We start from the raw sequence: 20,556 nt of genomic DNA, 5'->3' as shown, positions 1-20,556 counted from the left end.
GAACTAATATATTGAAGTAAACTTTAGTCAGGTATATGTATTAATTTCTATTATAATAGTACAAATTGGTATCATCGATATTGAGGTTGTTTAATACTACCCCCAATATTTTTGCTTTGGCTGTTACTAGTGATTCTTTCGCCTTTACAAGAGCATCACGGTGAGTTTCTTCTGAAGAAGCTACTAATATCGTTCCACTAACTTGGTTCGCAATCACTTGGGCATCAGTTACTGCCAATAATGGTGGTGAATCAAATAAGACCAAATCATATTCATCATATACACCCTTTAAAAAACGCTTCATCGATTTTGAACTTAGTAATTCAGCTGGGTTTGGTGGAATAGGCCCACATGCAAGTAAATCTAGGTTGGGAACGAACGTCTCTTGAGAAGCCTCTTGCAACGTTACTTGTCTCATCAGCACATTCGTTAACCCGATACCATTTCCTAGGTTAAATGTATAATGCGCTGTTGGCTTTCGCATATCTGCATCAATCAGCAATACCCTTTTCCCCTGCTGTGCAAATACGACCGCCAGGTTTGCCACTGTTGTCGATTTTCCTTCTCCAGGACCTGCTGACGTGACCATTATAGAATGAATTTCCTCATCCACTACAGAAAATTGAATATTCGTTCGAAGTGTTCTGTATTGCTCGGAAATAGGTGATTTTGGATTCAAATGTGCTACCAGATTTCGTTTATGTACAGGTTTCTTCTTTCGTCTTCTAAGAACCAAAGGTCTCACCTCGTAATTTTCTATTTCGATTTTTTCGTCTTTCGGAAGTTTCCATCTGTGGGCCATCCATCCTTGAAATAATTCCTATTACTGGAATACCTACTGATTTTTCAATATCTTCTTCTTTCTTTACTGTTTTATCAATGATTTCTAATAGAAAAGCAATCCCAGTACCAGACAATAAACCGATAATAAGAGAAATCGCTATATTTAAAATAGGTTGAGGCTTAATTGGTGTTAATTTAGAACTATTAGCTGCTACCGAGAGAATCGTCACATTATCTACATTCATAATGGTAGGAATTTCACGTTTAAATACTTCCGCTGTCTTATTTGCAATAGCGACCGTTTTTTCAGCATCCGCATGTTGGACAGACAATTTTAGCACCTGAGAATCCTTTTGGCTCTGGATGGTCAATTTTTCATCGAGTTCCTCCACCGTTGTATCTAGCTTTAACTCCTCAATTACTATCTCAAGTATCGCCGGGCTTTTCATAATGACGCTATACGTGTTAATTAATTGTAAATTTGCCTGAATATCATTTGTATTATAAAACGTTGCATCTGTATTCGATTTATTAACTAAAAGTTGCGTAGATGATTGATAGATAGGTGTTAACAAAAAGAAGGTTATAAACCCACTACACGCTACTGTTATTAACGTAATTGTGAAGATTAATCGAATTCTCTTTCTCAAAGTATCTAATAGATCCTTTAGACTAATAGTCTCTTCCATAATTCCCTCCTGAAATTAAGTGTATTCTCCTAGTTCCTGTCGAATTTCTTAGTATTATAGCATAACTCCTCTGTATTTTTTGGGTAAATTGTCATAATTTCTATAATTTTAACGAAAATACTCGATAAAAGTAATGAAAACAGTTTAAACAAACGTTTGATTAAACTTGAGCATTTCGTTAACTCAATTACACTCCCACTTATTGTCATCCTTCATTTAACATCTCCCCCACCTATTTCTACAAATAAAAAAGCCCGCCGAACAAACGGCGGGTGATACAGAGGAGAATAAGCTACCTAGTTAAACCTGAAAGATCGTTACTTAATGCTTGAAAATTGCTCTTCTTCTGTGGAGCCTTTTAATGCCGTCGTTGAAGAGTTTCCACCTGTAATGGCAAGGGACACTTGATCAAAGTACCCTGTCCCGACTTCACGCTGATGGCGTGTTGCAGTGTATCCATGTTGTTCAACTCCAAATTCAGCTTCTTGTAACTCAGAGTATGCGGCCATTCCTCGCTCTTTATAACCACGTGCAAGCTCAAACATGGAATAGTTTAAAGCGTGGAAGCCAGCCAAAGTAACGAATTGGAATTTATACCCCATTTTACTTAGCTCCACTTGGAATTTAGCAATCGTTTCATCATCTAATTTCTTCTTCCAGTTGAAAGATGGAGAACAATTATAAGCTAAAAGCTTACCAGGAAACTTCTCATGAATGGCTTCCGCAAAGCGACGTGCTTCTTCTAAATTTGGTTCTGACGTTTCACACCAGATTAAGTCTGCATAAGGAGCATAAGCTAGCCCACGTGCAATCGCTTGATCCAGCCCCGCTTTTGTTCGGAAGAATCCTTCTGGAGTTCTATCACCCGTAATAAATTCTGCATCCACTGGGTCTACATCACTCGTAATTAAATCCGCAGCATTTGCATCTGTTCGAGCAATAATTAGCGTTGGAACACCCATAACATCAGCAGCTAAACGAGCGGAGATTAAATTACGTACCGCAGTTTGAGTTGGAAGTAATACCTTCCCACCTAAATGCCCACATTTCTTTTCTGAAGAAAGTTGATCTTCAAAATGAACGGCAGCTGCACCCGACTCAATCATTCCTTTCATTAATTCAAATACATTTAATTGTCCCCCAAACCCTGCTTCAGCGTCTGCGACAATTGGTACGAAGTAATCAATTGAATCGTCACCTTCTACAAATTGAACTTGATCTGCTCGTTGAAGTGCTTGATTAATGCGTTTGACTACATGAGGGACCGAATTCGCCGGATACAAGCTTTGATCTGGATACATATGTCCTGATAAATTAGCGTCAGCCGCAACTTGCCACCCACTCAAATAAATGGCTTTTAGACCTGCTTTTACTTGCTGAACCGCTTGATTACCCGTTAATGCTCCTAAAGCATGAACATAATTCTCTTCGTGAAGGAGCTTCCACAACTTTTCAGAGCCACGACGAGCTAATGTATATTCAATATCAACAGACCCTCTTAATTTAATAACTTCTTCTGGCGTATAGGTGCGTGTAATTCCGTTCCAACGTGGGTCCATTTCCCAATTTTCCGTTAGCTTAACTACTCGATTTTGTTTATTCACTTTCATTTCCTCCCTAAACAGTTCATATTTTTTCCTATTATTTAGTCAGAATCTCGTAACCTGGAAGTGTTAAAAAATCAACGAATTCATCTTCTTTTATAAGTTGGTCAAAAAGTTGGACCGCTTCATCAAAGCGACTCTCTTTGTACACCTCATGTCCTATTTCCATACAAATTTTTTCAAGCTCTTCTTCCTTTAATTTGTCATAAAGCTCCATCGTCACTTTACGCCCATCTTGCAATTGACCTTTTGGATGGCGAATCCACTGCCATAATTGTGCTCTTGATATTTCTGCCGTAGCCGCATCTTCCATTAAGTTGTGAATCGGAACTGCACCGCGGCCGCTCAGCCAGGAAGCAATGTATTGAATCCCAACATTAATATTTAACCGAACACCCTCTTCGGTAATTTGACCCTGAGGTACTTCTATTAACTCTTCTGCTGATACAGTTAAATCCTCCTGTTTTTTCGTATCAATTTGATTAGGCAGGTCTTTTAACTCCCGATTGAATGCTTCATAGGCAACTGGCACGAGCCCAGGATGCGCCACCCATGTTCCATCATGACCGTCCATCGCTTCTCGCTCTTTATCTGCCCTTACTTTCGTAAAGGCTTCTTCATTTTTTCTCTCGTCATTTTTCACAGGAATCTGCGCAGCCATTCCGCCCATGGCTGGAGCTAGACGTCGGTGACAAGTTTGAATCGTGAGTAAGGAATACTTCCTCATGAACGGAACGGTCATCGTAACTTGTGAACGATCCGGTAAAATCATCTCTTCCTTTTCTCGAAGTTTCTTTAAGTAACTAAATATATAATCCCAACGTCCACAGTTTAGCCCTGCCGAGTGTTCCCTTAATTCAAACAATATTTCATCCATTTCAAACACCGCGGGTAATGTCTCAATTAATACCGTAGCTTTAATACTCCCTCTTGGAATACCAATATATTTTTGTGCATACACAAACACATCATTCCATAAGCGAGCCTCTAAATAGCTTTCTAGTTTCGGTAAATAAAAATACGGTCCTTTCTCTTGCTGTACGAGACGAGCAGCATTGTGGAAGAAAAACAGCCCAAAATCTACTAAGCTAGCAGAAATTGGTTTACCATCTAAAATCAGGTGCCTTTCTTCTAGATGAAGCCCACGAGGTCTCACATTTAAAATGGCCGTCTCCTCGTTCAATTCATATTGCTTCCCATTTCCTTCAAATGAAATCGTTTCATTCACTGCATCCCTTAAGTTAAGTTGTCCTTCAATCACATTCTCCCATGTAGGCGATGTTGCGTCTTCAAAACAAGCCATAAAGCTTTTAGCACCTGAGTTAAGGGCATTAATGACCATTTTCCGGTCAACAGGACCTGTTATTTCAACGCGACGGTCTTGAAGCTTTTCAGGAAGTGGAGCAATCGTCCAATCGCACCTTCTTATATGTTCCGTTTCAGGTAAAAATGCAAACGTGTCACCCTCATTTAACTTTGCTTGTTTTTCCTTTCTCGCTTCCAGTAAATCTTGACGGTGAACACCAAATCGTCTTTCGAGCTGTTCAATAAACTGCAAGGCTTCTGGTGTCAATATCTCTTTGTACTTCTCCGTCACCTTACCGATAATCGTCAATCCAACCGTTTTTGTGGTCATTCTCCCTCGTCACTTCCTTTTATCTGTTTGTTTCCTTTGTTATAAAACAGTTATTTGAATACATTTGTATTATATAACAGCAACCACAAAAATGAAACAGCAACTTTTTATTTTTTCTGAATTTTCATTCGACATTTTTCTACATTACTCTTTCTCTTGTTGAATCATTCATCATTCAATACAAAAAAGCCCGGATTTCTCCAAGGCTTTTTATTACTATTTTTTTCTTACTAGCTCCAACCTATTTGCCATTAAGTTTAAGTGTTTTTATTTACTGCTTTTTAAATGCGCACCAACAGGATCGCTCTCATTAATGTTACCATCTGAAAAGTAGACCGACTTTAATCTAGTATCCGCACTGTTACAAAGAACAATATTCCAGTTATTGTCTCCCACCTTTACTTGATCGTTATTTTGTTGATAAGTATCAAGATTTAATAGACTCCCAATTAATTCAGGATTTTCTTTGAAAGGTATGTCAATCTCTATCGTGTCTATAAATGTGTGTTTGTCCTTGGAAATAACATCGTTTCGTTTTTGCAATTCAATCTTAAAATGCCAAGGAGTAAAAATAAAGGTCCTTCGGTCACCTTCATTTATTCTCCAGTTCAGTTCTTTAGCCTTACCCATAATTTCCGTATACTCTGTTTCATCCACTAATAAACCAATATGGTCAAACATATCCTTTTTTCCGTGACCAAATGTAATGTTTGTTTGACCCTTTACCATCTCAATAATTCTAAAAGTAATTCCTTTATCCCTAAAATCATCCCATTTCAAAGGGGGATGAAAGGTTTGCATTTCTCCATTATATTTACCGACCCTTATTGTCGTTTCAAACCCTAACTGATGATAAAAATTTTCCATATCCTCTAATTTGTCTGTCCACCAATGATAATGGAATAATTGCATGTAAATTCCCCTTCCTCATTCATAACTTAGTTTGTCTTCATATGATAATCCTACCTATAAAAAACTTTGTTAAGTTTTTTCAATACTTGTCATAACACATACAAATATATTCTTGTTCGTTCACCATCTTAATTGAAATACCTGCTGTAACATAATCTGAAACCATACTACTGATGTACTTCATTTTTTACAACTCTAAATTCGTCGGTCCTTTGTTCCCTCTAATAGAGGTAGAGGGTGTAGAGCAGAGTTGTCCTTACTACTCCGTACAAATAGGATACATGCTAGTTTAATTAGTCTCTTCAGGAAATTGTTTGATTTTATATACGACTTTTGATGTAGAGTAAGGCTTATGTGGATGCTTTATTAAACAAATGTTTACTTTATAGGCATAGTAAAGGTTACAGAAAAACCATTTCTCCTTTTCATAAGGGATTCTAATGCTCTTTCTTTGTTGATAAATATTTAACCTTCTAATGAAGTGCTGCAAACATGTTCCATATTTTCACCATAAAGCAGAAGCATCTTTTCTACTATCCTTTAATTTAATTGCTTCCTTCTAGTTTATTTTCTATGTACCTGCCAAAAAAGAACCCTGCCACTATTAAGATAATGGAGAAATAATTTATATTTGCAAAACCAGTAATGAAGAATTGATTGATAATGATGACTATGATAATAACGAATAAATAAAAAAATATAATTTTTCTTATTCCTTTAACAATTGTGCAACCTATTAAGCCACCGGAAAAAAAATTAAAAATATAAGTCAAATTATAATGATCAGTGTTAATATGCATAACGAAGAACACTACAAAAGCAGCAATGACTACCAATATAAAAGACAGTAAAGATCCTTTTCTAAATTCCAACGGTCATCCTCCTTTTTATGTAGAGCCTATTATAGATGTTAATGTGTTAAAACAACTTTCCGCTCAAGCCTAAGTTCCTTCCCCCAACAACTTCGCTATGAATCAACACATTATTAGATAAACTCAACCTTCCAATGAAAGAACGAAGAAGCTTAAGATCCCTAAAGGAGACCGCGTTATTTCTACTGATATAAGAATATGTATGATTAATACACTACAAATTATCTTGTAGTGTTTTTTCTGCAAGCTTAATGTTTTTCTTTAAATAAGCAGGTATCTCCCTATGAGCAAGAATCTCTGAAGTCGTCATCCAAAGAACGTCTTCCACTTCGTCACTGCTTTTAGCATAAGGTTCGCCCAACTTATGGTGACAAAGAAACACAATATCAATGACATTTATTCCTGAATCGGTAACAAAGGAGGAACTATTAACATATTTAAGATCATTCACTTCACTGCCTACTTCTTCATAGATTTCTCGTTTTAACGTCCTTTCAAGAATATCAGATGAAACTCCTTCCACTTCACACTTTCCACCTACTAGTGAAAGAGTGCCTCCAGCGTGTTCCTCCTTTTCACTTCTCAAGATTAATAGCCATTTACCGTTGCTGTATATAGCACCTTCTACATTTACGACGAACATTAAACAATCCCCCTAATATGTATATCTTCCTCAATCCTACCTTTTCGTTGAAAAAATAAATGCTAGTTAAAAAGGCTTATAACACTTAACAATCATTGTTGCTGGGATTAAAGAAGCTCTTTTAGATGAGTACCAATCATATGGACTACAATCATTATGTACTTCACCACTAAATTCTTCCACTATCACTTCAAGAATAAATCCTGTACTGATAAGTTCATTTATAAACGTCGACATTTTTCTTTGATTCATTACAATGGGAACTCCACGCCAAGATTCCTTCTTATTCTCTCCCTCTGAATTATAAGAATCATTTATTATGTAATGATCCCCATCATACTTTATTTTACTATATAAAGGGTGTTCCCAACTAAATATAAACGTACCCTTTGGTTTTAAATAGGAAAAAATATTACGTAAAGTTGCTGAAAGGTCCGTTGTCCAGCCTAATGCAAAGATTGAACAAACTATATCAAAATAGTTTTCTGGTATTCCAGGGTTTGTTTCCATCGGGCTTACAAATAAATTAGCCTTCACTTGATTTTGTTTTAATAACTTATTGGCAGTGTCTATTTGAGAACTCGATAAGTCCAATCCCCATAATTCACTTGCCCCTTTCTCGTTCAAATATTGTAACGAGTGACCACTTCCACACCCTATTTCTAATATTTTCTTCGATTTTACTTCGTCAAAAAGATTTAGTTCCGTTTCACTAGGTGCAAAGGGACCATAAACAGGTAAGGCACAGGCAGAAAAAAACTCCTCAGCAACCTTATCCCAACCCTCTTTGTTAATTTTGAGTGATTCCGTTTTGTTCATTGCCATAACCCCTTTTATGAATTACTACGCTTCTCTTAATACAAATTGGTCCCTGTCTCATGAAGACTTGAACTCTAGATTTTGTAAATCATTAGTAATCCAATTTACTGCCTCTACTAAATCATTTGCGATGAAGTCAGGATCAATCCCTTTCCAACTATCACGGTACTCAGTAAGGGAACCTTCTCCCCAGCCTGTCTTAACTAGTACCTTTTTGGTACCAGCTTTACTAGCAGCTACCATATCTGAATTTCCTGTATCTCCAACGATATAACATTCTTTAAGGTCTAAATTGTATTTTTCCTGCGCCTCCAACAATAAACCAATATTAGGTTTTTGACATTCACATTCATCAATAGGGTTATGAGGACAATAGAAAATGTCGTCTAAAAATGCAGAATGTTTCCCTAACTCCTGTTTCATCATCTTGAATCCTTTTAATAGTTCATCTTCTGTAAAGTACCCTCTCCCAACCCTTGTTTGGTTTGTAAAGAGAAATACTTTTACTCCAGACTCATTGAGTAATCTTATAGCTTTAGGAGCAAATTCATACATTGAAAATTCAAACGGATGCATTCCACCACCAGTTCCTCCAATAGTACCATCACGGTCTAAAAAAACAGCTTTCATCCCCAGCATCTCCAATCCCTAATTACTAAACTATACTCCCTGTTTGCTAATACCAATTATTTCAAAATAAAACCTTCAATTCAATCATTTTCCCACTAAAAAACGCTTATCAAATTCCAGATAAATGCTCTATAGAAAGTATTATTTTTAAACAACCTATGTAAAAGACTTCTTCTCTACAAAAAACACCTGTGAACGATTCCCTCATTCACAGGTGTTTTCATTTACTATCTTCTAATACCGTCATACACTAATTATGTTTGAGGTTTTTCATTATCGTTTTCTACCGCTTCCTTAAACTCATCTAGAATTGCTTTAGGTGGCGAATTTCCAATGAGGCTAAATAGGATAATGGCCAACGACGCAAAAATAAAGCCAGGAACAATTTCATATAAATTGAATGGAATGAATTTTGCAACAGTCAATTGCTTCCAAACGACAACCGTTACAGCCCCCGTTATAATTCCAGCTAGAGCACCAATTCCGTTCATGTTTCTCCAGTATAAAGAAAATAATATGACAGGACCAAAGGCTGCTCCAAATCCTCCCCATGCATAACTAACTAAATTTAGCACGGATGCACCTTCCGTCTGATTACCTTGATAGGCAAGAAGAATGGCAATTATTGATATAATGACAACACCAAAGCGACCAACCCATACCAATTCTTTATCTGTAGCATCTTTTCTAAATATTGCTTTATAAAAGTCTTCTGCTAACGCACTAGATGAAACGAGTAATTGGGAGTCAATCGTACTCATGATGGCTGATAATATCGCAGCAAGTAAGATTCCCGATACCCACGGGTTAAACAACAAATCTGCAAAGAAAATAAATACTTTTTCTGATTGATTAATATCCCCAGCAATTAAAGGGTCTCCTGCAAAGTAAGGAATGCCTGTAACTCCAACAATAATGGCCCCTATAATCGATACAATCATCCAAGACATTCCATAAAAACGGGCTCTCGGTACATCCCTCGTCGAGCGAATCGCCATGAAACGAGTAATAATATGAGGTTGTCCAAAATAACCAAGTCCCCACGCTACTAATGAAATGACTCCCAAAGTCGTCACCGAATCGACAGGATTTAAATAAGAAGGATCCATGTTCCTCACTTGATCCACTGTGCTACCAATACCGCCTAATTCCACGATTGCAACAATTGGAATAAGGACGAGGGCAAAAAACATTAATAACCCTTGGAAAAAATCAGTCCAGCTGACCGCTAGAAAACCACCTAAAAACGTATACGAAATAATGACAATAGCACCGATCAATAAAGCGGCATTATAGCTCATTCCAAAGGTTTCTTGGAATAACAACGCTCCCCCTACTAATCCAGAGGAAACATAAAACGTAAAGAAAACAAGGATTACTAATGCTGAGACTATCCGTAAAACTCGTGACGAATCTTTAAAACGATTTTCAAAAAAATCGGGTACGGTAATCGAATCATTTGCTATTTCCGTATAAGAACGTAAACGGGAAGCAACAAATTTCCAATTCAAGTAAGCACCGATAATTAAACCGACACACAACCAAATTGCATCTAATCCCGTTGCATACGCAAGACCTGGTAAACCTAATAATAGCCAAGAGCTCATATCAGATGCTCCCGCACTAAGAGCAGCTACACCTGGCCCGAGACTTCTTCCACCTAACACATAATCTGAGAGGTTATTCGTTAAACGATAGGAAACAACCCCTATCACAAGCATAGCAACTAAATATACAATAAACGTAACTAATGTAGCAGTATCCATATTAACGTGGCATTCTCCTTCCCAAAAAACCTAATAAGTGATAGACCGCGAATCCATTCACTTTTATATTTCATATATATACTATCCCTCTAAGAGATAGGAAGTATGCTAAAATTTGTTCTAGAACATCCGTTTAGCAGCATTCATAACCGTAACATACTTTAATTTACAGAACAGGATGAACATTCTGATATTAAAATACCCTTGTATATTTATACGCATTTTATAAATAAACCACTCTTTATTTATCTATTCTTTTATATCTATTCAATAAATTAAATAAAATTAAATTAGGAAGAATCAGGATTTCAAATCCTTTTGCACTCCTTTACACAAGAAAAAAGCTAGAATCAAATGTGATTCTAGCCTCCTTTTTTCTTATTCATATACGTGGACAAACGGTTCTTTTTCCCCTGCTTCTCGAACAAATAAAATCTCTGGTCCATCGACCGACGTTACCGAGATTTGTAACTTTATATAATCCGGAAAATGATCAATAATCAGCTCTTTAATATATTGGGCAAGGCCTATCGTTTCAGCTTTTCCATAAAATTGGATCGGAATTTCAATCTTTAACTCGGTTAATTCGTCCCCTCGATAAAAACCAGTCCCGATAACTCCATTAAAGTTAGGAAAATATTCTTCTACATCCCCTTTGAAATTTTGGAAATATTGATAATCATCTCGATGAGCTTCTTCTGCTTCATTTGATGGGAAGAGAAAATATTTTTCGTTTACAGATTCCCAGCTGGATATATTCGTTGTTCCTTTATCCAAAAAAGAATACTCAATAAAATTTCCTGGTATTACGGCTGATTTCTCTTGCTGTTCAAACAATGCCACCATTATCGGTATATCCTTTAAGTCTTCATCAGCACGTAGGCGGCTTACAATTTCTTGCGCAGCCTGTTCTCCATATTTCTTTCGATCTTTCTTATCAATTTCGACTTCTCTTGAAATAAACGTCCCGTCTTCTTGATACTCACGATAATAGTAATACGAGTTTAATGCGATTCCAATGGTCATCCCAGCAAGCTTTACAGAATCTCCTTCAGATTTTACGTAATAATTATGTTCTAGCATATGTGCAATATACAAAGGCTTTTCTTTATGCGCTTCTTGACTCTTTGCTTCCTCATCGGAAAGCGCTGGGTTTAACCCTACATTTTCCTCCGGTTCCATCCCTTTTTCTTCTAATTGTTCAGGTGTCATTTTTCGACTTAGCCAGGAATTTACTGTTTCAGTATCTAACGTCTGACCTTCTCGAAAATAATATTTATCAGGAGAAAACTCTATTTGAGCCAGTCTCATAAGACCTGTTTCAAATTCTGTTACATCAAAACGAGTATTAATATTTGTCACAACACTTCCACGTGCCGCACTTGGTTGAAACTTTGACTCACCTGTTTGAGACTGCAGAAGAATTTTATAATAGTCTTCTGAAACTTGAAAAGAGGGGATAATTCCTGTTTGTCCTTCTTCCTCTTTATTCTCTTCTACTACTTTGTCTTCCTTTTGAAAGCCTGGAACACAACCACCTAGTAGGAGAGCAAATGCTAAAGATCCCGTTAGCCATTTTTTCATTTAATTACACCTCTTACTCAAAAAGTTCTTTCACAAGCTTTTCTTCTTGCCAAATCTCAATCCCTAAATCTTGTGCTTTTGTAAGCTTAGAACCTGCATCAGCCCCTGCAATGAGAAGGTCTGTTTTTTTACTAACAGATCCCGTTACTTTTCCACCTAAGCCTTCAATCTTTTCTTTTGCTTCATTTCTAGTTAATTGCTCCAGTTTCCCGGTTAATACAATCGTCTTTCCTGAAAATGGGGACTCCACTGCCCCAGCTTCTGCTCGCTTCGTTCCCTTATATTCCATTTGAACACCGACTTCTTTTAACTTCCCAATAAGCTCTCTCGCTTCTTCGGATTCAAAATAAGTGACAACACTATCCGCCATCTTTTCTCCAATTTCATTAATCTCTGTTAGTTGTTCACGTGTCGCACTTTGTAAGCGTTCCATCGATTCGAAATGTTGAGCAAGCGTTTTAGCCGCTTTTGCTCCCACGTGTCGAATACCTAGTCCGAAAAGCAGTCTTTCTAATGAATTATCCTTCGTTACGTGGATTGCTTTTAATAAATTATCAGCTGATTTTTCACCGATTCTCTCAAGGGCGATAAGCTGTTCTTTTGTTAATAAATATAAGTCTGCGACATCTATAATTAAGTTGGCAGAGAAAAGCTGGCTAATAACTTTTTCCCCTAAACCATCAATATTCATCGCATTCCTTGACACAAAATGAATGAACCCTTCACGAATTTGAGCTGGACATTTCGGATTAATGCAACGAAGAGCCACCTCTCCTTCAATTCGAACTAGGTCACTTTCACATTCAGGACATTGTGTTGGCATATAAAACGGTTGCTCTTCCCCTGTTCGACGATCCTCAAGGACATTCACCACTTCTGGAATAATGTCGCCTGCTTTTTTCACTACGACATGATCGCCAATCCGAATATCTTTCTCTCGAATTAAATCCTCATTATGAAGTGAGGCCCGCGAAACGGTAGTACCTGCCACTTTTACTGGCTCTAAAATCGCAGTCGGTGTAATCGCTCCCGTTCTTCCCACACTTAATTCAATATCTCGTAAGGTTGTTATGACCTCTTCAGCAGGGAATTTATAAGCAATTGCCCAACGGGGACTCTTAGCGGTGAAGCCAAGTTCGGCTTGTTGCGCTAGAGAATCTACTTTAATGACAATGCCATCAATCTCATAGGGAAGTTGGGGTCTTTTCTCATTCCAACCTTCCACATATTCAATTACTTGATCAATATTTTCGCAAACTCTTCGTTCTTTATTCGTTTTAAAATCGATAGAATCTAACAGACTTAGTCCTTCACTATGACTAGTAACACCTGTTTCTCCTACATCGGCAATGCTATAAACAAATACGTCCAAATTACGTGAGGCAGCAATTTTAGGGTCTAATTGACGAAGAGATCCTGCCGCAGCATTACGTGGATTAGCAAATGGTTCTTCTCCATTTTCATCCTTTTGCTCATTTAATGCTTGGAAAGATTTTTTGGGCATATAAGCCTCTCCACGTACTTCCATTGTATACGGCTCTTTCATTTTTAGAGGGATTGACCGAATCGTTTTTAAGTTTTCCGTTATGTCCTCACCAATCGTTCCATCTCCGCGTGTTGCTCCTTGAACAAAAAAACCATTTTCATAACGAAGGGATACAGCAAGACCATCGATTTTTAATTCACATACGTAAGACCTATCCGCTCCAACGGTTTCTTGTATTTTCCGATCAAAATCTCGCAAGTCTTCCTCATTAAATGCATTCCCAAGACTAAGCATTGGCGTTCGATGCTCGACCTTCTGGAACCCTTCTAAAATGGTCCCCCCTACCCGTTGAGTAGGGGAGTCGGGTGTACGTACGTCAGGGTAAGCTTCCTCAATGTCAATTAATTCCTTCAACAGCCTATCGTACTCCTGGTCTGATATAGACGGAGAATCTAAGACGTGATAGTCATAGTTATAGCCACTTAATAATGCTTGTAGTTCTTTTGCTCGAATTTCCGCTGTTTGACGTTCCATCTAAAAACAGCCCTTTCTATTCTTTTTCCACCGGGGCAAACTTAGCTAGCAATCGTTTAATGCCAATCGGACTTGGAAAAGCAATATCTAGCTCCATTGAATCACCTTGTCCTTTGACACTCACGACCGTTCCTGTCCCCCATTTTTTATGTTGAGCCTTATCTCCTACTTGCCAGCCTACTTTTTCACCACCTGTTGTCGGTTGAACAGGGCGTCTCACTGGTTGTCTTCTCGGTTGGTTAGGTCTCTCATTGAAGGATGTTCCTCCGAAGGATGGCTGCTGATTGCCTACTTCATCCAATAAATCCTCTGGAATCTCACTAATAAAACGTGACACTGGGTTCATGTTCGTTCGGCCGAATAAGGTACGCATTTGCGCATTTGTTACGAATAATTCTTCTTCTGCGCGAGTAATGCCTACGTACGCCAATCGCCTTTCCTCTTCCATCTCTTCCTCTTCCATTAATGATCGACTATGTGGAAAGACTCCTTCTTCCATTCCCATTAAAAATACAACAGGAAATTCAAGCCCCTTTGCAGAATGCAGTGTCATTAAAACCACTGAGTCTTGGACATTTTCCTCTTCCCCAAGACTGTCAATATCTGCGACAAGTGCTAAGTCTGTTAGAAACGCCACTAAGCTTTTATCTTCGTTGCTTTCTTCAAAGCTTTTCGTGACCGAAAGGAACTCATCGATATTCTCTAAACGACTTTGGGCTTCAATGGATTTCTCAGCTTTCAACATCTCTCGATATCCCGATTTTTCGAGAACCTCTTCTACAAGCTCTGTAACCGATAAATACTCTTGCATTTGTGTATAGTTTTGAATTAAATCACGGAATTTTAACACGGCGTTAGTAATTTTCGGGCTTAACCCCATAAAATCCGCTTCCGCTAATGCTTTAAACATCGAAATGTCATGTGTTTGGGCATATCGTGCAATTTTATCGATAGAACCAGAACCAATCCCTCGCTTCGGGACGTTAATTACACGTTGAAGACTAATATCATCATCTGGATTCGCAACTAGACGTAAGTACGCTAGTATATCTTTTATCTCTTTACGGTCATAGAACTTAATACCGCCAACGATACTATATTCAATATTCGATTTGAGTAGCACTTCCTCCATAACACGTGACTGAGCATTCGTACGATAAAGAATGGCAAATTCAGAAGGCTTCCGTTTCCCGCTATCAACTAATTCTTTAATTTTCCCAGCTACAAATTGTGCTTCACTTTGTTGATTATCCGCACGGAAATAGGAAATTTTATTCCCTTCTGCATTTTCAGTCCATAAATTTTTCGGCTTGCGATTGGCGTTTTTCTCAATGACGTGATTGGCTGCGAGTAAAATCCGCTTCGTTGAACGGTAATTTTGTTCAAGTAAAATAGCCCGTGCATTTGGATAATCCTTTTCAAAAGATAAAATATTCGCTATATCTGCCCCGCGCCAACGATAAATCGATTGATCAGAATCCCCAACAACACATAAATTTTTAAACCTTGAGGCCATCAGTTTTACAAGCATATACTGTGCACGGTTCGTATCTTGATACTCGTCTACATGGATATACTGAAACTTACGCTGGTAAAATTCCAATACTTCAGGCACACGTTGAAATAGTTGAATCGTTGTCATAATCAAGTCATCAAAATCAAGCGCCTGATTTTTCTTTAACCTTTTTTCATACTCTGTGTAAACATCGCTCGCCACTTGGTCAAAATAACTTCCAGCTTGCTTTGCATATTCCTCGGCTGTCATTAATTCATTTTTAGCCGACGAGATGATACCAAGAATAGCTCGGGGGTCAAACTTCTTCGGATCAATATTTTTTTCCTTTAAAATCTGCTTTACAACAGACTGTTGATCCGTCGAGTCTAAAATTGTGAAATTGCGATTAATGCCTATTCTATCAATATCCCTTCGCAATATTCGAACGCACATGGAGTGAAATGTTGAAATCCACACATCCTCACTCGCTCCTCCTAAAATATTCCCAACCCGATCTTTCATTTCACGAGCAGCCTTATTTGTAAAGGTAATCGCTAAAATATTGTATGGATTTATACGTTTTTCAACCATTAAATAGGCGATCCGATGGGTCAGGACACGTGTTTTTCCCGATCCTGCTCCGGCCATTATTAACAGTGGCCCTTCTGTCGCTTGAATTGCTTCTTTTTGCTGTGGGTTCATCCCACTAATTAACCGTTCTGATAAATATTGCATCTCGTCACCACCACTTTAGAACATTTGTTCTTATTATACCTTATTAATAGGAAAAAATCCTATCTTACTTGTTGTTTTACAGCTTTTACCGTTCGTAATGCTTCCTGAATATTATCATAAATCACATTCCCAACGACGACGACATCTGCCATTCTCGCCATTTCTTCCGCTTGTTTGACAGAACGAATACCGCCCCCATAGAACAAAGTCGTTCTTTCTAATACATCTTTAACGCTTTTAACAAGCTCAGGGTCTCCATATTGGCCACTATATTCCAAATAAAAAATAGGTAAGTGAAACATCTTTTCAGCGATACGAGCGTGTGCAATAACATCTTCTTTATCCAAATCTGTTAATGCCTCTGTCAATTTCGCGGCCTTACAATCAGGGTTTAAAATACAATACCCTTCTACTAAAATCTCTTCCCAATTCATAATGTCACCATATTCTTTAACCGCTTCATGATGTAAACCGGTTACCCACTGCTGATTAGGGCTATTTAGCACCGTTGGAATAAAATACAAGTCAAATCCCGGCGTTAACGATTCTATATTGGATACTTCTAATATACATGGAATAGAAAAACGGCGAATTCTTGCCATTAAGTCAAGGACGAGATCGAGCGTCACTCCATCTGTTCCACCTACCAAAATAGCATCTGTTCCAGACTCACAAATTTTCTCTAAGTCTTCATCAACGATTGGTTTATTAGGATCTAATTTAAAGACATGACGCCACTCTTGCACATCATACATCTTGTTCCCTCCATTCACTCTTGTCCATTTCTTCATTATAGCATGTGTTAACGGGTCGCTAAAAGAAAAGCAAGAAGAGCTTTGAGTAGAACATACTTCTAAGCAAAAGGAGTAAGTGTACCATTACTTAAAAACTTAAAATAGCCGATAAGTAAACAATAGGTCAAGGAAACAAGTTAAAAGAAAGAAAAATGAAAATTGCTCTTAGCCGTAAACTAAGTCAGACAAAAGTGGATAGGTGTATTTGTTATATCAAATGAAATTGGGGTTTAGAACGTTTTCTTAAAGGGGACCCGATATCTATGGAGATTTTTAGCTACAAGAAAAAATCGGAGAGAAATACTGGTCATTTCCCTCCGATTTTTGATTTAGGGGCTTAATAGACAGTCCCTTTTTGGTTATTTCTTGTTCAATTCCTTGGCACGATCTAATGCCCACTCATAAGCATCATTGCCATAATTCAAGCTACGTTTAACTCGTGAAATCGTCGCCGTACTTGCTCCTGTTTGGGTTTCAATTTTATGGTAAGTATTTCCTTCACGTAACATTCGGGCAACTTCCAAACGTTGTGCTAATGATTGAATTTCGTTGACAGTACAAAGGTCATCAAAAAATTGATAGCATTCTTCAAGTTCTTGAAGAGATAAGATCGCATGAAATAACTGGTCTAACTCTTTCCCTCTTAATTTATCAATTTGCATGTATTTAAACTCCTTTAATTTATATCAGAATTAGTAAGATACCATTTGTGAAATTCCTGGATTTGTTGGAATGACATGAACCCATGTTTTTCCTGGAACAAGTTTAGCCTGCTCATCTCCATTATACGGTACAATGAGTCCTTTTTCATTCTTCCATGTTATTTCTTTCATTTCACCATTTTGAAATAAAAGGCCATTTCCCCCTGAAGTGAGGGAGAGCTCTCGTCTTCCCGCAGAATCGATAGTAGCATGTGGTACTTCAACGATGAGAACATTTTTTAGGTGCACTGGGGATTCTGTTTCAAGGTCAAGCGTTTGTTCCCCATTTACCCAGCGTTCATAATTTCCTGCAACATACTGATATTTAGATGTAAAAGAAGGGTTTTCGTAATAGCTGACTGCAAAGGTAGATACATTCCCTTCAATCAACTCTTTTTCATCTGTTCTAAACATTAAACTTGCAGGAGAGCCTTCCATATTGTAGCCTAGCTGGTCGGCTCCTTTCAATAGATTGTTTTTGGTTATATAGGAGTTATGGGGAGCAACACGAAAATCTTCACGGTGAAAAAGAGTACCATCATATTGTATTCCGTTAATATGATCAATCACTCCGTCTTCTAACATGCTCTTTGCCTCAGGAGAGTATCCGTGTGCAATATACATACTATTATACCCTTTAGCGATATCAATAAAATAGTCACGGGCGCTGCGAATAGGTCCAACTACATCTGGTAAGCTACTTTGATAGATTGCTAACAGCCTTGTAATATCCCCTTCTGCCAGTATCTCATAGACGATATCCGCTTCATGTAAACCTGATTGTGGCCTTGCTTTCGGGTGGTTGTTGATCATAACAGCTACTGATCGCTGGTTAGTTTGTTCACCCGTTACTTCTCCTGTTAACGGAAAGACGAATTCCTCCACTATCTCCTCTTCAAGTGGAAGCTGTTCTTCGTTTGGTTTTTGTTGCACATTGTCGCCATTTTCTGCTTCTGATAGCTCTTCATCGCTCCTACAGCCTGAAACGAACAGAGTAACGCTCATAATTAAGAAGGCTTTTTTCCACATACTTGTCACCCCATTTTGTCCTGATTAAGCTAATTGTTATAGTTTACCGCATGATTGAAGGTATCAATATGCTTTTTTTCATTACATCATATAGTCCCTTTTGTGTAATACGAATATATGGCAAGTGGGTTGAGGATAAGAACAATAATGTATAAATTGGATCTGAAAACTTATATCCTCGATCCTGCAATAGCTGTTTGAATGTCTTTTCAGACTCAATTAATTCTTCCATGTCTACTTCTGACATCGTTCCATTTAACTGAAGGGGGATCTCATGAAGGATTTTTCCATCTTCAACGAGAACGATACCCCCACCCATTTCTTTCATTCTTGAGAAAGCTTTTTTCATGTCACTTTTATTCTTTCCAATCATGATAATGTCACCCGTATTTGAGAAGGATGAAGCAAATCCACTAACCGAATGAGCAAAGCCCTTGATAAGCGTACTAATTCGCCATTTCCCATGACGATCTAGAAGTAATAAAAAGCTTTCATCATGGTCTGTTGAGAGGGATTCGTACGATGCATCCAGTGATACAGAATAGGGCTTAGTAATAACATCATTGACCATTTCAATCCCAAACGGCATCGAAAATTGGAGCTCTTCATCTGTCAAATCCCAGTCTAAGCGAAGCGGTGATAAATGGTGGCTCCATTTAGGTGAAGGAGCTTCATACATTTCACCCGTCAGCTTTTTGATCCATGTCCCTTTTCCCAACACGCCGATTGGAGTAGGGTTATCCGTTGCGGCTAAAATATTTAAGTTTGCTACTTTTCCTGTTGCAACCGTGCCATGCATATGATCAATTCCGTAATATTTGGCAACATTATGCGTGACCATTTGGTATGCTTCTATTTCTGGAATCCCTGATTCTATGACCATTTTTACTAACCAGTTTAAAACACCTTGTTCATAAAAAGCTGGCGTAGATCCATCTGTTGTTAACATAAATGGCTCATAGGTTTGAATGTCGAGTTCTTCTATTTCCTTTAATAACTTAGGTAAGTCGGGACGAATGGATGAATGACGGAGAGTTACTTGGTACCCATGTACTAGTCGTTTATACACATCTTCTCCCGTCATCGCTTCATGATCACCATCCGCGCCAAATAGCTTCATTTTAGCGAGAGTATAATCGGAGGCTCCAGGAAGATGACTTTCCATCTTTTTTCCGAGTTTTTTTGTATCAAGCATCCAATGGAGTAGCATATCATCCCCATCCATTAGCTTCGGCCACGAAGTAAGCTCTCCCCCTTGAAGAACATCCGGGTGCTCAAGCCAACCCTTTACCTCTTCATTAGAAAAGACCTTTTCTTCGTCTATCAGTTCAGTTTGTGAATCAAATCGACTCCACCAATACATCGTTACCGGGTGCTTTTTTAGCTCCTCTAATAGAGAAAACGCTTTCTTCTTACCTAAACCTAAAGCAAGCATTAAATTATCATTTACGATTGTTGTCGTTCCCGTTTTGGATGCATAGTTAGCGAAAGAGTGGGGATTATATAACTGAAATGGGTGGACATGTGGTTCAATGTATCCAGGTACAATGAAATAGTTGCTACAATCAACGACTTCACAATTCTTTAGTGTGGGGGGTAAGGATTCACCACAATATATAATGCGATCCTCATAGATCCAAATATGACCATGAACCCATTTTTTTAAAATACCGTGGAGATAACGTGCGTTCTTCAATAGAACAGTTGGTGAAAGTTTGCCATTCATAACATCTATTTGTTGTCGTACTTGTTTGATTTTCCAACGATAATGTCGTTCCAACTCAAACACTCCTCTAATTTCGACTCTAATTTTTATTATCGTACCATATTTTCAAGAATCAAGA

General features: G+C 38.0%; 17 protein-coding genes. All 17 read right to left on the bottom strand.

The window, feature by feature from the left end:
• Positions 1 to 40: 40 nt before the first annotated feature.
• Positions 41 to 736 carry a CpsD/CapB family tyrosine-protein kinase gene (locus tag WAK64_RS09970; RefSeq protein WP_336586824.1) on the bottom strand — a complete coding sequence of 232 codons (696 nt, stop codon included), beginning with the start codon at positions 734 to 736 and terminating at the stop codon, positions 41 to 43.
• Positions 726 to 1,472 carry a YveK family protein gene (locus tag WAK64_RS09965; RefSeq protein ID WP_336586823.1) on the bottom strand — a complete coding sequence of 249 codons (747 nt, stop codon included), beginning with the start codon at positions 1,470 to 1,472 and terminating at the stop codon, positions 726 to 728. The genes WAK64_RS09970 and WAK64_RS09965 overlap by 11 nt, the downstream gene beginning before the upstream one ends.
• Positions 1,473 to 1,789: 317 nt before the next feature.
• Positions 1,790 to 3,076, bottom strand: coding sequence for an isocitrate lyase (aceA, locus tag WAK64_RS09960; protein ID WP_336586822.1), 1,287 nt, complete (start codon positions 3,074 to 3,076; stop codon positions 1,790 to 1,792).
• A gap of 37 nt (positions 3,077 to 3,113) precedes the next feature.
• Positions 3,114 to 4,712 carry a malate synthase A gene (gene aceB / locus WAK64_RS09955; protein WP_336586821.1) on the bottom strand — a complete coding sequence of 533 codons (1,599 nt, stop codon included), beginning with the start codon at positions 4,710 to 4,712 and terminating at the stop codon, positions 3,114 to 3,116.
• A gap of 267 nt (positions 4,713 to 4,979) precedes the next feature.
• Positions 4,980 to 5,624: a hypothetical protein gene (locus WAK64_RS09950; protein ID WP_336586820.1), complete on the bottom strand. Its 645-nt coding sequence runs from the start codon at positions 5,622 to 5,624 to the stop codon at positions 4,980 to 4,982.
• Positions 5,625 to 6,169: 545 nt separating this feature from the next.
• Positions 6,170 to 6,496 carry a hypothetical protein gene (locus WAK64_RS09945; protein WP_336586819.1) on the bottom strand — a complete coding sequence of 109 codons (327 nt, stop codon included), beginning with the start codon at positions 6,494 to 6,496 and terminating at the stop codon, positions 6,170 to 6,172.
• Positions 6,497 to 6,710: 214 nt separating this feature from the next.
• A complete protein-coding gene (locus WAK64_RS09940; RefSeq protein ID WP_336586818.1) occupies positions 6,711 to 7,139 on the bottom strand; it encodes an NUDIX domain-containing protein in 429 nt (142 codons plus the stop codon).
• A 66-nt stretch (positions 7,140 to 7,205) separates the two neighbouring features.
• Entirely contained in the window at positions 7,206 to 7,958 is a 753-nt protein-coding gene (locus WAK64_RS09935) for a class I SAM-dependent methyltransferase (RefSeq protein ID WP_336586817.1), read from the bottom strand.
• Between the two features lie 57 nt (positions 7,959 to 8,015).
• On the bottom strand, positions 8,016 to 8,588 hold the full coding sequence (locus WAK64_RS09930) for a D-glycero-alpha-D-manno-heptose-1,7-bisphosphate 7-phosphatase (RefSeq protein WP_336586816.1): 573 nt from the start codon (positions 8,586 to 8,588) through the stop codon (positions 8,016 to 8,018).
• Between the two features lie 254 nt (positions 8,589 to 8,842).
• Entirely contained in the window at positions 8,843 to 10,354 is a 1,512-nt protein-coding gene (putP, locus tag WAK64_RS09925) for a sodium/proline symporter PutP (protein WP_336586815.1), read from the bottom strand.
• Between the two features lie 378 nt (positions 10,355 to 10,732).
• Entirely contained in the window at positions 10,733 to 11,938 is a 1,206-nt protein-coding gene (locus WAK64_RS09920) for a CamS family sex pheromone protein (RefSeq protein ID WP_336586814.1), read from the bottom strand.
• A 13-nt stretch (positions 11,939 to 11,951) separates the two neighbouring features.
• The gene (gene ligA / locus WAK64_RS09915) at positions 11,952 to 13,958 is read right to left on the bottom strand and encodes an NAD-dependent DNA ligase LigA (protein WP_336586813.1); all 2,007 of its coding nucleotides are present in this window, start codon (positions 13,956 to 13,958) and stop codon (positions 11,952 to 11,954) included.
• 16 nt (positions 13,959 to 13,974) lie between these two features.
• A complete protein-coding gene (gene pcrA, locus WAK64_RS09910; protein ID WP_336586812.1) occupies positions 13,975 to 16,188 on the bottom strand; it encodes a DNA helicase PcrA in 2,214 nt (737 codons plus the stop codon).
• Positions 16,189 to 16,247: 59 nt separating this feature from the next.
• On the bottom strand, positions 16,248 to 16,943 hold the full coding sequence (gene pcrB, locus WAK64_RS09905; protein WP_336586811.1) for a heptaprenylglyceryl phosphate synthase: 696 nt from the start codon (positions 16,941 to 16,943) through the stop codon (positions 16,248 to 16,250).
• 398 nt (positions 16,944 to 17,341) lie between these two features.
• Positions 17,342 to 17,644, bottom strand: a complete 303-nt coding sequence (locus tag WAK64_RS09900) for a YerC/YecD family TrpR-related protein (protein ID WP_336586810.1) — start codon at positions 17,642 to 17,644, stop codon at positions 17,342 to 17,344.
• Positions 17,645 to 17,674: 30 nt separating this feature from the next.
• Positions 17,675 to 18,712 carry a DUF3048 domain-containing protein gene (locus WAK64_RS09895; protein WP_336586809.1) on the bottom strand — a complete coding sequence of 346 codons (1,038 nt, stop codon included), beginning with the start codon at positions 18,710 to 18,712 and terminating at the stop codon, positions 17,675 to 17,677.
• Positions 18,713 to 18,755: 43 nt separating this feature from the next.
• Positions 18,756 to 20,438, bottom strand: coding sequence for an adenine deaminase C-terminal domain-containing protein (locus WAK64_RS09890; RefSeq protein ID WP_336586981.1), 1,683 nt, complete (start codon positions 20,436 to 20,438; stop codon positions 18,756 to 18,758).
• Between the last annotated feature and the right edge of the window lie 118 nt (positions 20,439 to 20,556).

Source organism: Bacillus spongiae (assembly GCF_037120725.1).
Lineage (GTDB): Bacteria > Bacillota > Bacilli > Bacillales > Bacillaceae_K > Bacillus_CI > Bacillus_CI spongiae.
The sequence above is the reverse complement of the archived record's forward strand: the minus strand, read 5'-3'. Positions and strand labels throughout refer to the sequence as shown.